12 protein-coding genes are annotated in these 14665 nt (G+C 71.8%); 5 read left to right on the forward strand and 7 right to left on the reverse strand.

What is annotated here, in order from left to right:
- Nucleotides 1-67: 67 nt before the first annotated feature.
- Nucleotides 68-2263 carry an MMPL family transporter gene (locus tag MM438_RS10805; protein ID WP_241452493.1) on the forward strand — a complete coding sequence of 732 codons (2196 nt, stop codon included), beginning with the start codon at nt 68-70 and terminating at the stop codon, nt 2261-2263.
- A gap of 83 nt (nt 2264-2346) precedes the next feature.
- Entirely contained in the window at nt 2347-2817 is a 471-nt protein-coding gene (locus MM438_RS10810; protein WP_241452494.1) for an SRPBCC domain-containing protein, read from the forward strand.
- Between the two features lie 15 nt (nt 2818-2832).
- Here the strand turns inward: MM438_RS10810 and MM438_RS10815 are convergent, their stop codons facing one another.
- From MM438_RS10815 to clpS, 7 genes are all read right to left on the reverse strand, one after another.
- The gene (locus MM438_RS10815; RefSeq protein ID WP_277628339.1) at nt 2833-3591 is read right to left on the reverse strand and encodes an MBL fold metallo-hydrolase; all 759 of its coding nucleotides are present in this window, start codon (nt 3589-3591) and stop codon (nt 2833-2835) included.
- Nucleotides 3592-3593: 2 nt separating this feature from the next.
- The gene (murI, locus tag MM438_RS10820) at nt 3594-4400 is read right to left on the reverse strand and encodes a glutamate racemase (RefSeq protein WP_241452496.1); all 807 of its coding nucleotides are present in this window, start codon (nt 4398-4400) and stop codon (nt 3594-3596) included.
- A 105-nt stretch (nt 4401-4505) separates the two neighbouring features.
- Complete coding sequence (locus MM438_RS10825; RefSeq protein WP_241453438.1) at nt 4506-5330, reverse strand: amino acid ABC transporter ATP-binding protein; 825 nt, start codon at nt 5328-5330, stop codon at nt 4506-4508.
- Nucleotides 5331-5344: 14 nt separating this feature from the next.
- Nucleotides 5345-6328 (reverse strand): amino acid ABC transporter permease, encoded by a 984-nt coding sequence (locus tag MM438_RS10830; RefSeq protein ID WP_241452497.1) that lies wholly within the window; start codon nt 6326-6328, stop codon nt 5345-5347.
- A 3-nt stretch (nt 6329-6331) separates the two neighbouring features.
- Nucleotides 6332-7255 (reverse strand): ABC transporter substrate-binding protein, encoded by a 924-nt coding sequence (locus tag MM438_RS10835; protein WP_241452498.1) that lies wholly within the window; start codon nt 7253-7255, stop codon nt 6332-6334.
- Between the two features lie 160 nt (nt 7256-7415).
- Nucleotides 7416-8003 (reverse strand): DUF2017 family protein, encoded by a 588-nt coding sequence (locus MM438_RS10840; RefSeq protein ID WP_241452499.1) that lies wholly within the window; start codon nt 8001-8003, stop codon nt 7416-7418.
- The gene (gene clpS, locus MM438_RS10845) at nt 8003-8293 is read right to left on the reverse strand and encodes an ATP-dependent Clp protease adapter ClpS (RefSeq protein WP_241452501.1); all 291 of its coding nucleotides are present in this window, start codon (nt 8291-8293) and stop codon (nt 8003-8005) included. Before clpS ends, MM438_RS10840 begins: the two co-directional genes overlap by 1 nt.
- A gap of 338 nt (nt 8294-8631) precedes the next feature.
- Here clpS and MM438_RS10850 point away from each other — a divergent pair, with 338 nt between their 5' ends.
- From MM438_RS10850 to MM438_RS10860, 3 genes are all read left to right on the forward strand, one after another.
- Nucleotides 8632-10560 carry a S8 family peptidase gene (locus MM438_RS10850; protein ID WP_241452503.1) on the forward strand — a complete coding sequence of 643 codons (1929 nt, stop codon included), beginning with the start codon at nt 8632-8634 and terminating at the stop codon, nt 10558-10560.
- A gap of 243 nt (nt 10561-10803) precedes the next feature.
- Nucleotides 10804-12546 (forward strand): S8 family peptidase, encoded by a 1743-nt coding sequence (locus tag MM438_RS10855; RefSeq protein WP_241452505.1) that lies wholly within the window; start codon nt 10804-10806, stop codon nt 12544-12546.
- Between the two features lie 338 nt (nt 12547-12884).
- On the forward strand, nt 12885-14534 hold the full coding sequence (locus MM438_RS10860) for a S8 family peptidase (RefSeq protein WP_241452506.1): 1650 nt from the start codon (nt 12885-12887) through the stop codon (nt 14532-14534).
- The last annotated feature ends 131 nt before the right edge of the window (nt 14535-14665 follow it).

The raw sequence follows: 14665 nt of genomic DNA on the forward strand, positions 1-14665 counted from the left end.
CGGACACCTGCCCCGCCCCCCTCCGAGCCTGCGGGCAGGTCGCTCTCCCCCGTGGTGTCATGGCCGTATGACGGCATCGCACCCCGCCCCGACCGCTCGCCGCCGACCCGGGTGGCTCGCGATCGCCGTGCTGGCCCTCGTCGGGTGGCTGGCCGTCGGGGGGCTCGGCGGCCCGCTGGTCGGCAAGCTGTCGACGGTGCAGAAGAACGACCAGGCGTCCTTCCTGCCCGCGGGCGCCGAGTCGACCAAGGCCCGGGAGGTGGCCGCGCGCTTCCAGCCGCAGACCACGCTGCCGTACTTCGTGGTGGTGACCCGGGACTCGGGGCTCACCCCGGCCGACCTCGCCGCGGTGCGGCGCTATGCCGACTCGGTGCCGGGCCTGCGCCTGCCGGGCTCCTCGACCCGGACCGTCAAGGACTTCCTGGCCGGCCCGGTCGTCGCCATACCGTCGCAGGACGGCAAGGCGCTCCTCGTGCCCGTCACCGTGGACAGCACCCGCACCGCCACCGAGGTGGACGGGATCAAGCCGGTCGGGGCCGTCGCCGAGGCGCTGCGCACGGCGCGGGACGGCAACCTGCGGGCGGACGGGCTGCAGGCTTACGTCGCCGGGCCGGGCGGCTTCACGGCGGACCTCACCACGGCCTTCGCCGGCATCGACGGCATCCTGCTGCTCGTCGCCCTCGGGGTGGTGCTGGTGATCCTGCTCGTCGTCTATCGCAGCCCGGTCCTGCCGATCGCGGTGCTGGTGACGGCGATCTTCGGGCTCGCCGCGGCCGGTCTGGTGCTCTACCCGCTCGCCGAGGGCGACCGGCTGAGCCTGTCCGGCCAGAGCCAGGGCATCCTGTCGATCCTCGTGGTGGGCGCGGCCACGGACTACGCGCTGCTGCTCGTCGCGCGCTACAAGGAGGAGCTGCACGACCAGGAGGACCACTGGACGGCGCTCGCCCGGGCCTGGCGCGGGTCGGTCGAGCCGATCGTGGCCAGCGGCGGCACCGTGGTCCTGGGCCTGCTCTGCCTGCTGCTGTCCGACCTCGGCAACAACCGCAGCCTGGGGCCGATCGGCGCCCTGGGCATCGCGGGGGCGATCCTGGCGGCGCTGACCTTCCTGCCCGCCGTGCTCGGCCTGGCGGGACGACGGATCTTCTGGCCCGCCATCCCCCGGGTGGACCACGCGCACGCCGAGGACGCCCTGGCCGACACCTCCCGCCGCACCGTCTGGGGCCGCGTCGCCCGCCTCGTCGGCGACCACCCGCGCCGGGCCTGGGTCGCCTCCGCCCTGCTGCTCGCCGCCTGCGCCGCCTGCGTCCCGGTGATCGAGGCCGACGGCGCCCCGCAGTCGTCCTTCTTCACCACCCCGGTGGAGTCCGTGACCGGCGGCCAGGCGCTCGCCGAGCACTTCCCCGGCGGCTCCGGCGCACCCGTGCAGGTGATCGTCGCGCAGGACCGGCTCGCCCGAGCCGCCGCCGCCGTCACGGGGATCGACGGGGTCGCCTCGGTCGTTCCCTTCAGCGGCCAGCCCGGGGGCGCGGGCGGCCGTCCCGGCGCCGGCGAGCCGCCCAAGGCCGTCGACGGCCGGGTCCTGCTGCAGGCCACCACCACCGCGGCCGCCGACACCCCCGCCGCCCAGGACGTGGTGCGGGAGATCCGCGCGGCGGTCCACCCGATCGACGAGTCCGCCCTGGTCGGTGGCACGGCCGCGCAGGGACTGGACTCGCGCGACGCGGGCGTCCATGACCTGCGCGTCGTCGGCCCGGCCATCCTGCTCGTGGTCTTCCTGGTGCTGGTGCTCCTGCTGCGCTCCCTGGTCGCCCCGATCCTGCTGACCCTCGCCAACGTCCTCAGCTTCGCGGCCACGATGGGGGTCTTCGGGGTGCTGTTCTTCTGGGTGCTGGACTGCCCCGGCGTCGACCCGACCGTGCCGCTCTACGGCTTCGTCTTCCTCGTGGCGCTGGGCATCGACTACTCGATCTTCCTGATGACCCGGGTCCGCGAGGAGGCCCGGGCGCGAGGCACCCGCGAGGGCGTGCTCGTCGGTCTGGCCGTCACCGGCGGGGTGATCACCAGCGCGGGCATCGTCCTCGCCGCGACCTTCTCGGCGCTGGGGGTGCTGCCGCTCAGCTTCCTGGTCCAGGTCGCCTTCATCGTGGCCTTCGGTGTGCTGCTCGACACCTTCGTCGTCCGCTCCCTGCTGGTGCCCGCCCTCGTCCGCGAGCTGGGTCCGCGCACGTGGTGGCCGTCCGCGCTGTCCCGCGAGGCCCGTTAGCCCCCGTCCGTCACGCCGGACGCATCCGCGTCACCGTGGGGTGGCAGGTTGCGATCACCGTTGGGGCCGAGCAGCATCGAGCCATGCCTCTCGTGGAGACCGGGCCCGTGCCCGGTGGCGTCCGTATCGGCTGGGTGCTCACCGCGGACCGGCACCGCGTGTGGGAGCACCTGGTCCGCGCGGAGACCCTCCCGCAGTGGCTCGGGCGGCTGGTGAGCGGTTCCCTGGACCCAGGCGCAGAGCTCGTCATCGAGCACGAGCCGGGCCATCCCTGCCGCAGCCGGGTCCTGGACCACTCCCCCGCCGAGTTCCTGCACCTGACCTGGCAGCTCCCGGGCGAACCGGTCTCCCAGCTCGACCTGTCCCTGGAGGACCGCGCCGACCGTTGCCTGCTGGTGCTGCGCCACGAGGACCTCGGTGACCTGGCCGCGTCCTACCTGCCCGGCTGGATCACCCACCTGAGCTACTTCGAGAGCTCGCTGACCGGCGCACCGCTCCGCGGCGAGCACTTCTGGCTGCTCTACGCGACCTTCCAGGAGCTCACCGCCTGCTAGCTCGGGCGGCTCCGCTCAGAGGGAGTACGTCACCTCGGGCTGCGCCAGCTCGACCTCGCCGGGCCACACCTGCGCCGCCTGGGCGCGGCACACCTGCGGGTCGTTCCACGCCGGGAGGTGGGTGAGCATCAGCCGCTGCACCCCCGCCTGGACGGCGGCCTGCGCGCACCGACGCCCGGTCATGTGGATGCCCCGGGTCGCGTCCCGTCCCTCGACGAAGGCCGAGTCGGCCAGCAGCAGGGTCGCCCCCGAGGCCAGCGACACGAGCCCCTCGCACAGGTCGGTGTCGCCGGAGTAGACGAGCACCACGCCGTCGGCCTCGACCCGCACGGCGTAGGCCAGGACCGGGTGCCACACCTCGGCCACGGTGATCGTGAACGGCCCCACGGTCACGGGCGACCCGGCCACCCAGTCGTGGAAGTCGAAGGCGGCGAACAGGTCCGAGCCCTCGCCGCCGCCGTACGCCTGGGCCAGCCGCTCGCCGGTCCCGACCGGACCCCACACCGGGACCGGCGTGCCGGGGCCGCCGGGACGGTACTTCTGGGTGACGTAGAGCCCGCACATGTCCAGGCAGTGGTCGGGGTGCAGGTGCGACAGGAGCACGGCGTCGACGGACCCCAGGGGAAGGTGCCGCTGCAGCACGCCGAGCGCGCCGTTGCCCAGGTCCAGCAGCACCGACCAGATGCGCCCGTCGGCGTCCTCCGCCTGCACGAGATAGCTGGACGCCGGCGATTCCGGCCCCGGGAAGGACCCCGAGCACCCGATGACGGTCATCCTCACGGCGCCCCCCTGTCGTCGGCGAAGACGGTGTCCACCTCGGGCCCGAGGAACCGGCGCGCCAGTCGCCGGAACTCGGCCGGGTCCCCCGTGGTCGTGAAGCTGTGGACGGGAGTCCCCTGGTCGGCCGGGCGCAGCGCGTCGGCGTCCGCCAGCACGCGGTAGACGTCCTTGGCAGTCTCGTCCGCGGAGGACACCAGTGTCACCGTGTCTCCCATCACATAGGACAGGACGCCGGTCAGCAGCGGGTAGTGGGTACACCCGAGGATCAGCGTGTCCACGCCCTGCGCGATCACCGGCTCGAGGTACTCCCGGGCCACCTCGACGACCTCCTTGCCGCCCGTCACCCCCGACTCGACGAACTCCACGAAGCGCGGGCACGGCTGACTGATCACCCGGATCTGCGGAGCCGCCGCGAAGGCGTCCGGGTAGGCCCGCGACTGGTGCGTCCCGCGGGTGGAGATCACCCCGACGACGTCGTTGCGGGTGGCCGCCGCCGCTCGCCGGACGGCCGGGCGGATCACCTCGACGACGGGCACGACATACCGCTCCCGCGCGTCGTGCAGCACCGCCGCCGACGCGGTGTTGCAGGCGATCACCAGGCACTTGACCCGGTGGTCGACCAACCGGTCGAGGCACTCGAGGGCATAGCGGCGGGTCTCCGCGATGGGTCTGGGGCCGTACGGCGCCCGCGCGGTGTCCCCGAGATAGGCGATGGACTCGCTGGGCATCTGGTCCAGCACCGCCCGCGCCACCGTCAGCCCGCCATACCCGCTGTCGAAGATGCCGATGGGTGCGTCGCTCACCCGAGGAGGATAGTGCGGCCTGACCTGCCTGCCCGCGCAGGCCTGCCGGGGGCGGCCGGATCCGCCGGGCCCGGCGGCCCAGGCGATCCCGACCGCCCCGGCAGGTCACTCGTGGTGCCTGCGCGACAGGAAGGCGCGGGTCCGCTCGTGGCGCGGCGCCCCGATCACCTCGGCGGGCGTGCCCTCCTCGACCACGACTCCGCCGTCCATGAAGACGATCCGGTCAGCCACGTCCCGGGCGAAGGCCATCTCGTGGGTCACCACGATCATCGTCATGCCCGACGCGGCGAGCTCCCGCATCACCGAGAGCACCTCCCCCACCAGCTCGGGGTCGAGCGCCGACGTGGGCTCGTCGAAGAGCATCAGCTTGGGCTGCATCGCCAGGGCCCGGGCGATCGCGACGCGCTGCTGCTGACCGCCGGACAGCTGGGCGGGATAGGCCGCGGCCTTCTCCGCCAGCCCGACTCGGTCGAGCAGCCCGAGCGCCCGCTCCCGCACCACGTCCTTGGCCTCGCGCCTGACCTGCACCGGCGCCTCCATGACGTTGGCGAGCACCGTCATGTGCGGGAACAGGTTGAACCGCTGGAAGACCATCCCGATCTCCCGACGCTGGGCCGCGACCTGGGCGTCGGTGAGGTGGTGCAGCCTGCCGCCGACCTCGCGGTAGCCGATCAGCTCCCCGTCGACCCAGATCCGGCCACGGTCGATCGACTCCAGCTGGTTGATGCACCGCAGGAAGGTCGTCTTGCCCGAGCCCGAGGGCCCGAGCAGGCACACGACCTGCCCCTCGTGCACATCCACGTCGATGCCCTTGAGCACCTCGTTGCCGTGGAAGGCCTTGTGCACCCCGAGCGCCCGCACGAGCGGCTGCCTCGCCGGCTCGGTGGCGCGAGGACTCTCCTGCGCCGTGGCCCCGGCGCCGTTCGTCATGCCGCCGCCCGTCATCAGTGGCTCCCCGTGGTGCCGAGCAGGTGGTCGACCTGCTGCTGTCGCCGGGACGGCTTGCTGCCGAAGCCGCGACCGAAGTGCCGCTCCAGGAAGTACTGGCCGACCATCAGGACCGAGCAGATCACGACGTACCAGCACACCGCGGCCATCATCGTCGGCATGATCTTGAGCGTCCGGTTGCCGATGACCTGGGTCTGGTAGAAGAGCTCCCAGCTGATGGGGACCGCGGACAGCAGCGAGGTGTCCTTGACCATGGCGAGGGTCTCGTTGCCGGTGGGCGGCACGATCACCCGCATCGCCTGCGGCAGCACGATCCGGCGCATCGTCTGCCCGGACGACATGCCCAGGGCCTGGGCCGCCTCCCGCTGGCCCGGGTCGACCGACAGGATGCCGGCACGGGCGATCTCGGCCATGTAGGCCGCCTCGGAGATGCCCAGCCCGATCGCCCCGGCCCAGATGGTGTTGGACCACGCGTTGATGTCCACCGTGGCGAAGGTCGCGTCCCAGTCCAGGCCGAGCGCCCCGGCGAGCTGCCGGCCGAAGGGGACCCCGATCGACAGCTGCGGGTAGAGGTAGCCGATGCCGGTGCCGAGCATGGTGAGCAGCACCAGGCGCGGGATCGAGCGGAAGAACCACGTGTAGACCGCGGCCGTGCCGCTGAGCACGGGGTTGGCCGAGAGCCGCATCACGGCGAGGACCACGCCGAGGACGACGCCGATCACCATGGCGATGACCGTGCCGATGACGGTGCCGAGCATCAGCCCCTTGAGCACGGGCGTGTAGTTCATCACCCGCAGCATGAAGGGGATGTCCCAGCGCGGGTTGGTCAGGAAGGAGCTGACCAGCATGGCGACCAGGACGGCGATGACCGCGACGGCGACCCAGCGCCAGGGGTGCCGCACCGGTCGCGCGTCGATGGCGCCGGGCCGGTCGGCGGCGGGGCCGTCCGGGCGCACCGGCTCGGTGACGGAGGTGGCCATGGGTCAGGGGTTGACGGTGAAGGAGGAGACGCCGCCGTCGGCGTTGTTCCACCGGTCGAGGATCTTCCGGTAGTCCCCGGACCTCGCCAGGGCGGCGTAGGCCTCGGAGATCACCTGCGCGAAGTCGGCCTGGGCCTTGGGGACGACGATGCCGTACGGCGCGGAGTCGTACATCGTGCCGACGACCTCGAGCTGGCCGCTGGTCTGCTTGATGGCGTAGTTGGTGACCGGAGAGTCGGCGGCCATGGCCTCGACCTTGCCGGAGACCAGGTCCGCGGTGACCTTGGACTGCTCGGTCTCGACGACCGTGGTGATGGCGGGTCGGCCGCCGTCGGTGCACTTCTTGGAGCGGGCGGCGAGGTCGTCGACCTGGACGGTGCCCTTCTGCACGCCGACCTTCAGGCCGCAGGCCTTGTCCGGGTCCACCTGCGTGGGGTTGCCCTTCTTCACCGCCCACAGGGTGCCGGCGTTGAAGTACTGCACCATGGTGACCTGCTTCTTGCGCTCGTCGTTGATGGTCAAGGACGAGACGCCCACGTCGTACTTCCCGCTGGTGACTCCCAGGATGATCGACGGGAACTCGGCGTTGGTGAACTCCGCCTTCAGACCGAGCTTCTGCATCGCCGCGGCGAACAGGTCGACGTCCATGCCCGTCACCGTCTGGCCGTCGGCGCCCATGAACTCGTTGGGGGCGTACGACGCGTCCGAGCCCACCGTGACCGTGCCCTTGGCCTTGATCGCGGCCGGGACCTTGGCCGCCAGGGCCGCGTCGACGGTCTGGGTGGCCGGGGCGGAGTCCGTGCCCGCCGCCTTGCCTGCCGTCGAGGGGGTGTCGAGGGAGTCCGACCCGCAGGCCGTCAGCGCGAGGGAGGCGGTGGCGGCGAGGGTGATGGCGGTGGCCGTGGACAGGGCGGAGCGACGAAGCACGGGGACCTCCTGTGGGGGTGCGGTGCCCGTACCCTGTCATGCATCACTATGCAGCGCAATGCAGCGCAATGCAAATTTCACCCAGTGGTGCCCGCCGCATCCGAATCGTGACCAAGCCTCTGACGGCCTGGCCTGCGGACCCCCTGGACCGCCGAGCGACTCAGCGGATCAGGGACTCGGCGAGCGTCTCCTGCAGCCAGGTGAGGAACTCGTAGAGCGCCGCGGTCTGCACGTGCGGGTCGTCCTCGCCATGCCGCTCGACGAGCAGCTCGAGCTCCTCCGGCTCCTCGTCGGCGCGCAGCCCGAGGCGCTCCCCCAGGACCAGCCGCACGTCCGTGAGCGCCACCGTCAGCTGCCCCGCCTCCTGGGGCGAGAGGGTGACCACCTCGGGGTCGCGGGCCCGGGCGAGCAGGGTGATCGCGGCGTCGATCGTCGCGACCTTGCGCTGCCGCAGCCCCATCTCGGTGAGCCGGCGGAACTCCTCGCCCTCCACGGACGCGCGCTCGCCGTCGTCCCGCCGCGCGTCGGGGAAGAGCCGACGCACCGCCGGGTCGGCCTGGGGCCGGGGGGCGTGGTCGAGCCCGGCCATCGCGTCCGCCAGCGGGTCACCCGTCAGCTCCGGCATGGGCGGGTCCATCTCCCGCACCAGGCGGGCGACCTGGCCCAGGAGGCTGACGACGAGGTCGCGCTCGTCCTCGTCCAGGTGACCGACGACCGTGTCGCCGTGCCGACGAAATGCCTGAGCCATCAGGAGTCCTGCTGGTAGGTCGCCCACAGGCCGTAGCCCTGCAGCGCCTCGGTGTCGCGCTCCATCTGGTCGCGGCTGCCGTTGCTCACGACCGCCCGACCCTCCAGGTGGACGTCCATCATGAGCCGCTCCGCGTGGATCCGGGCGTAGCCGAAGTACTCCTGGAAGACGAAGGTCACGTAAGACATGAGGTTGACCGGGTCGTTCCACACCAGGGTCACCCAGGGCAGGTCGGGGGCGAGAGCCTCCTGCGACCGCGGCTGGTCGAGCTCGACAGGTGCGACGGACATGGCGTCAGTGTAGGTCCCGCGACCGCGCCCTCCGGAGGTCGCCGGAGCCGACGAGCTGCTTCCGGGGCGGGCTCGGCCGGGTCGTCCTGCCCCGGATGCCGACCCCGAGGGCCGATCACTGCGCGTCAGGAGCAGCGGGCTGGCGCGTGCACGACCACGACGGTCGTGACAGGCCAATGGTGCTGTGCCTGCTCACTGTGCGCACCGTCGACGGGTCCGAAAGGATGATCCTGGGGGGCCCGGACCGCCGCAGCCTTGGCACAGCCCGGGAGAGGCCGTAGGACTGGCATCGCATCTCTACACCCGTGAACGATCCCTCCACCGCTCTGGGAGCATCCATGCGTCATCTCCTGCGTGCGTCGGCCCAGCTGACCCTCGCCACCGCCACCATCGCCGCCACCGTCCTGGCCCCGACCACCGCGTCCGCCGACGAGTCCTCCGCCCCGGCTCCCGTCCATCTCGCGAAGGGCCGCACGGCGATCGCCTCGGGCGACAAGGGCTACCTGGTGGTCCTCAAGGACAAGCCCGCCGCCGACCGCAAGAGCGACCGGGGCCTCGCTGTCGTCGCCCAGACCGCCACGCTGGCGGCCAAGCGTGGCGCCACCGCCGGCGCCAAGGACGTCAAGCCGCTGACCGGCATCGGCGCGTATGCCGCGACGATGGACGCCGCCACCGTGGAGAAGGTCCGCCGCGACCCCGACGTCCTGATGATCTCCGAGCAGCGAGTCAAGAAGATCTCCGAGACCTGGGGCCTGGACCGCGTCGACCAGCGCCAGCTCCCCCTGGACAACACCTACGCCCCCAAGGGTGACGGCTCCGGCGTCACGGCGTATGTCATCGACACGGGCGTCAACGCCAAGCACACCGAGTTCACCGGGCGCCTCGAGCAGGGCTTCTCCGCCCTCGGCGGCACCAGCGACGACTGCAACGGCCACGGCAGCCACGTCGCCGGCTCCATCGCCGGCACGAAGTACGGCCTGGCCAAGAAGGCCACCGTCGTCCCCGTGCGGGTCATGACCTGCGAGGGCTCCTCCAAGGGCACCTCCGTCGAGGACGGCATCGACTGGGTCGTCAAGAACGCCAAGAAGCCCGCCGTCGCCAACCTCTCCCTCGGCGGCGACGCCGACCCGGCCTTCGACCAGGCCGTCAAGCGGCTCGTGGACGCGGGCATCCTGACCGCCGTCGCGGCCGGCAACGACTCGACCGACGCCTGCAACAACTCCCCGGCGCGCGAGCCCTCCATGATCACCGTCGCGGCGACCAACAAGTCCGACAAGCTCGCCTACTTCTCCAACTACGGCAAGTGCGTCGACGTGGCTGCCCCCGGCGAGGACATCACCTCCGCATGGAAGGGCGGCTCGACCGCCACCGACACCATCTCCGGCACCTCGATGGCGTCCCCGCACGTCGCCGGCGGGCTCGTGCTCTACGCCCAGGTCAACCCCAGCGCCACCCAGGAGCAGGCAGCGCAGGCACTGACCGAGACGGCCACCAAGGACGCGCTCAAGGGCTCCCTCAACGGCACGCCCAACCGCCTGCTGTACGTCAACGACTTCAAGGAGGGCCCGGCTCCGGCCCCCACCTCGACGCCGGCCCCGGTCCCCACCGAGACCTCCACCCCCGCGCCGACCCCGACCGAGACGTCCACCACCACCCCGGCCCCGGTCCCCACCGAGACCTCCACCCCCGCGCCGACCCCGACCGAGACGTCCACCACCACCCCGGCCCCGGTCCCCACCGAGACCTCCACCCCCGCGCCGACCCCGACCGAGACGTCCACCACCACCCCGGCCCCGGTCCCCACCGAGACCTCCGCCCCGGCCCCGAGCACCAACAACGCCGTCAAGAACGGTGACTTCGAGTCCGCCGGGACCGGCTGGAGCGCCACCCCCGGCGTCATCAACACCAACCCCGGACGCAAGGCCCACTCCGGCTCCGGCAAGCTCTGGCTCGCCGGCACCGGCCGCATGAACTGGCAGCGCGCCCAGCAGACCGTCAAGGTCCCCACCGGCAACCCCAAGCTCACCTACTGGGTCGCCATCGACACCGCCGAGACCAGCAAGTACGCCCGCTTCGACAACGCCCGCGTCGCCATCAACGGCACCCCCGTCGCGTCCTACTCCGCCCAGGACAAGACCAACGGCTACGTCCAGAAGACCGTCGACCTGACCAAGTACGCCGGCAAGACCATCACCCTCGGCTTCTCCGCCAGCGAGGACTACACCCGCCAGACCTCCTTCGTCTTCGACGACATCACCATCGGCTGACCCACACCCCCACCGCCTCAGGGCGTCCCAGGCCACCGGCCCGGGACGCCCTGATCGGCATATGCAGGATCGATCACGACCTGACGCGGGCGCCCCCGCCTGACTCCTCGGGCTGCTCCTGTGACGAAAAGTTCACCGAGAGAAAGACGAACGGAGGCTAGACAGGAACCTGTGTCGGGGCTGAGGATAATCACCCGTACGGGCTCACTTGCCCGGATATCGCTTCACTCGTCAGGAGATCCCATGTCCCTCCACACCGCCCGACGTCGCGCGGTGGGCCTCGGCGCCGCCGCCCTCGTCCTCGCCGGATTCGCCCCGCTCGCCGCTCACGCCGACGAGCCCTGCGCCCCGGCGCCCGTCCATCTCGCGAAGGGCCACACGGCGATCGCCTCGGGCGACAAGGGCTACCTGGTGGTCCTCAAGGACAAGCCCGCCGCCGACCGCAAGAGCGACCGGGGCCTCGCTGTCGTCGCCCAGACCGCCACGCTGGCGGCCAAGCGTGGCGCCACCGCCGGCGCCAAGGACGTCAAGCCGCTGACCGGCATCGGCGCGTATGCCGCGACGATGGACGCCGCCACCGTGGAGAAGGTCCGCCGCGACCCCGACGTCCTGATGATCTCCGAGCAGCGAGTCAAGAAGATCTCCGAGACCTGGGGCCTGGACCGCGTCGACCAGCGCCAGCTCCCCCTGGACAACACCTACGCCCCCAAGGGTGACGGCTCCGGCGTCACGGCGTATGTCATCGACACGGGCGTCAACGCCAAGCACACCGAGTTCACCGGGCGCCTCGAGCAGGGCTTCTCCGCCCTCGGCGGCACCAGCGACGACTGCAACGGCCACGGCAGCCACGTCGCCGGCTCCATCGCCGGCACGAAGTACGGCCTGGCCAAGAAGGCCACCGTCGTCCCCGTGCGGGTCATGACCTGCGAGGGCTCCTCCAAGGGCACCTCCGTCGAGGACGGCATCGACTGGGTCGTCAAGAACGCCAAGAAGCCCGCCGTCGCCAACCTCTCCCTCGGCGGCGACGCCGACCCGGCCTTCGACCAGGCCGTCAAGCGGCTCGTGGACGCGGGCATCCTGACCGCCGTCGCGGCCGGCAACGACTCGACCGACGCCTGCAACAACTCCCCGGCGCGCGAGCCCTCCATGATCACCGTCGCGGCGACCAACAAGTCCGACAAGCTCGCCTACTTCTCCAACTACGGCAAGTGCGTCGACGTGGCTGCCCCCGGCGAGGACATCACCTCCGCATGGAAGGGCGGCTCGACCGCCACCGACACCATCTCCGGCACCTCGATGGCGTCCCCGCACGTCGCCGGCGGGCTCGTGCTCTACGCCCAGGTCAACCCCAGCGCCACCCAGGCCCAGGCGGCGCAGGCGATCGTCGACAGCTCCACCAAGGACGTCCTCACGGGCACCCTGTCGGGCACGCCCAACCGGCTGCTCTACGTCAACGACTTCACCGGCGGCGGTGACGGCCCCACGCCGACGCCGACGGGCACCCCCACCAGCACGCCCACGGGCACCCCGACCTCGACCCCGCAGCCCGGCGGCAACGCCGTGACCAACGGCGACTTCGAGGCCGGCCAGTCCGGCTGGACCGGCTCCAACGGCCCGATCACCGACAACACCGGCCGCAAGGCCCACTCCGGCACCTGGAAGCTGTGGCTCGGCGGCAACGGCAAGACCACCAGCGAGTACGCCCAGCAGACCATCACCGTCCCCACCGGCTCCCCCAAGCTGACCTACTGGGTCGCCATCGACACCGCCGAGACCACCGCCTACAGCAAGTACGACAAGGCCACCATCACCATCGACGGCACCGCGGTCGCGTCCTACTCCAACCTGGACAAGACCAACGGCTACGTCCAGAAGACCATCGACCTGACCAAGCACGCCGGCAAGACCGTCACCCTCAAGCTCGCCGCCACCGAGGACTCCATCAACCAGACCTCCTTCGTCATCGACGACATCACGGTCCAGTGACCCGAGCCTGACGGCACCCCGCACCCGACGCGCCCCGGACCTGCCAGGTCCGGGGCGCGTCCGCACACCGCTCCTGGCACCACCGTCCCGACAGATCGGCGAGAGGGACGGTCGGGGGTGGACGAACGTTCACACCGGGTGCTCCGAGACTGTGTCGCGCGGGCGGCCCCACGGCCCATGCCGGGAATTCTTCGCCCCGAGCTGTGTCACTGTGAGTTCTTGGCCGTGCGCTGAACGTATGAAGTCACGACGGGCCACGCCGAGGCAGCCTTCCGCTGGGCACCGCCAGAACGTATGACAGGGAGCGCCCCGGTCCTCATCCCGCCCAGGAGCCCCCCATGCGCCACCGTCTCGCGGCATCGTTCGCCCTCACCACCCTCATGGTCGCCTCGGCCGCGGCAGCCCCCGTCGCCGCAGCCGTCCCCGACGACACCGCCACCCCGCTCACCCCCGTCCAGCTCGCCGCCGGCCACAGCGTCACCGACGCCGGCGAACGCACCTACGTCGTCATGCTCAAGGACACCCAGGCCGGTCAGCGAGCCACCCTCGCCGGGCGTCGGACCATCGCCGAGGTCGCCACCGCGGCCGCCGCCCGCGGCAAGGACAAGGGCGCCAAGGTCCACAAGACCCTCACCGGTCTGGGCGCCTACACCGCCGCCATGGACGCGGCAGCGCTCGCCGCGGTGCGCCAGGACCCGGCCGTGCAGCTGGTCGCCGAGCCCACGGTCAAGCGTGCCTCCGTGACGTGGGGCCTGGACCGCGTCGACCAGCGCCAGCTCCCCCTGGACAACACCTACGCCCCGCAGGGCGACGGCTCGGGCGTGCATGCCTACGTCATCGACACGGGCATGAACATGTCCCACCAGGAGTACACCGGCCGCACCGAGGCCGGCTACAACGCCATGGGTGACGGCCGCAGCCCCGAGGACTGCAACGGTCACGGCACCCACGTCGCCGGCACCATCGGCGGCACGACCTACGGCGTCGCCAAGAAGACCACGCTCGTGCCCGTCCGGGTGCTCGGGTGCAGCGGCTCGTCCGCCGGGTCCTCCGTCGAGGACGGGATCGACTGGGTCATCAGGAACGCCAAGAAGCCCGCCGTCGCCAACATGAGCCTCGGCGGCGGCGCCGACTCCGGCCTGGACGCCGCGGTCAAGCGCCTCGGCGAGTCGGGGGTGATCATCGCCGTCGCCGCCGGCAACGACAGCAAGGACGCGTGCGGCAGCTCCCCCGCCCGCGAGCCCAGCGCGATCACCGTCGGCGCCACCACCAGCACCGACGCCGCGTCGAGCTTCTCCAACTACGGTCGCTGCGTGGACCTGTACGCCCCCGGCTCCACCATCACCTCGAGCTGGACCGGCAGCAGCTCGGCCACCAACACCATCTCGGGCACCTCCATGGCGACCCCGCACGTCGTCGGTGGCCTGGCGCTGTACGTGCAGAAGAACCCCGACGCCACCCAGGCCCAGGCCCAGCAGGCGCTGATCGACACCGCCACCAAGGACGTCGTCAAGGGCACCAACGGCTCGCCCAACAGGCTGCTCCACGTCAACGGCTCCGTCGGGACGCCGACCCCGGCGCCCACCACCCCGACCCCGGCCCCGACCACCACGGCTCCGACCCCCACGCCGACCCCGACCACCACCTCCCCGGACCCCACACCTGCGCCCGGCGGCGACTGCGGCAGCTACCCCACCGTGTGGAAGGGCTCCCTGCAGACCGGCGGCGACAGCCGGGAGCCCCACAACTCCTACTACTCCCTCTCGAGGGAGGGCGACCAGGACATCTGCCTGGCCGGGCCCACGAACGCGGACTTCGACATGTACCTGCAGAGGTGGACGGGCTCCGGCTGGGCCACGGTGGCCAGGTCGACCGGCCCCACCAGCAAGGAGCGGATCACCTATGCGAGCCCCGCCGGGGCCTACCGCATCTGGGTGGATGCGGCGAGCGGCTCGGGCGCCTACACCCTGGGCATCGGCATCGGCTGATCCTGCTCGTCCGGGTCGGCCGATCCGGCATACCGACCGAATCCGTCAGACGATCCTCCCCGCAGCGGGGGCGAGCCGCTCGTCGTCCGAGCGGTCCGCCCCCGCTGCGCCGTCGGGCCCGGTTAGAGTGC

Source organism: Arsenicicoccus dermatophilus (assembly GCF_022568795.1).
In the GTDB taxonomy this organism is placed as follows: Bacteria; Actinomycetota; Actinomycetes; order Actinomycetales; family Dermatophilaceae; genus Arsenicicoccus; species Arsenicicoccus dermatophilus.

What these genes read in the sequence shown, in the direction of transcription:
- MM438_RS10805 (WP_241452493.1), top strand. Translation starts at nt 68, where the DNA reads ATGACGGCATCGCACCCCGCCCCGACCGCTCGCCGCCGACCCGGGTGG.
- MM438_RS10810 (WP_241452494.1), top strand. Translation starts at nt 2,347, where the DNA reads ATGCCTCTCGTGGAGACCGGGCCCGTGCCCGGTGGCGTCCGTATCGGC.
- MM438_RS10815 (WP_277628339.1), bottom strand. Translation starts at nt 3,591, where the DNA reads ATGACCGTCATCGGGTGCTCGGGGTCCTTCCCGGGGCCGGAATCGCCG.
- MM438_RS10825 (WP_241453438.1), bottom strand. Translation starts at nt 5,330, where the DNA reads ATGACGAACGGCGCCGGGGCCACGGCGCAGGAGAGTCCTCGCGCCACC.
- MM438_RS10830 (WP_241452497.1), bottom strand. Translation starts at nt 6,328, where the DNA reads ATGGCCACCTCCGTCACCGAGCCGGTGCGCCCGGACGGCCCCGCCGCC.
- MM438_RS10840 (WP_241452499.1), bottom strand. Translation starts at nt 8,003, where the DNA reads ATGGCTCAGGCATTTCGTCGGCACGGCGACACGGTCGTCGGTCACCTG.
- clpS (WP_241452501.1), bottom strand. Translation starts at nt 8,293, where the DNA reads ATGTCCGTCGCACCTGTCGAGCTCGACCAGCCGCGGTCGCAGGAGGCT.
- MM438_RS10850 (WP_241452503.1), top strand. Translation starts at nt 8,632, where the DNA reads ATGCGTCATCTCCTGCGTGCGTCGGCCCAGCTGACCCTCGCCACCGCC.
- MM438_RS10855 (WP_241452505.1), top strand. Translation starts at nt 10,804, where the DNA reads ATGTCCCTCCACACCGCCCGACGTCGCGCGGTGGGCCTCGGCGCCGCC.
- MM438_RS10860 (WP_241452506.1), top strand. Translation starts at nt 12,885, where the DNA reads ATGCGCCACCGTCTCGCGGCATCGTTCGCCCTCACCACCCTCATGGTC.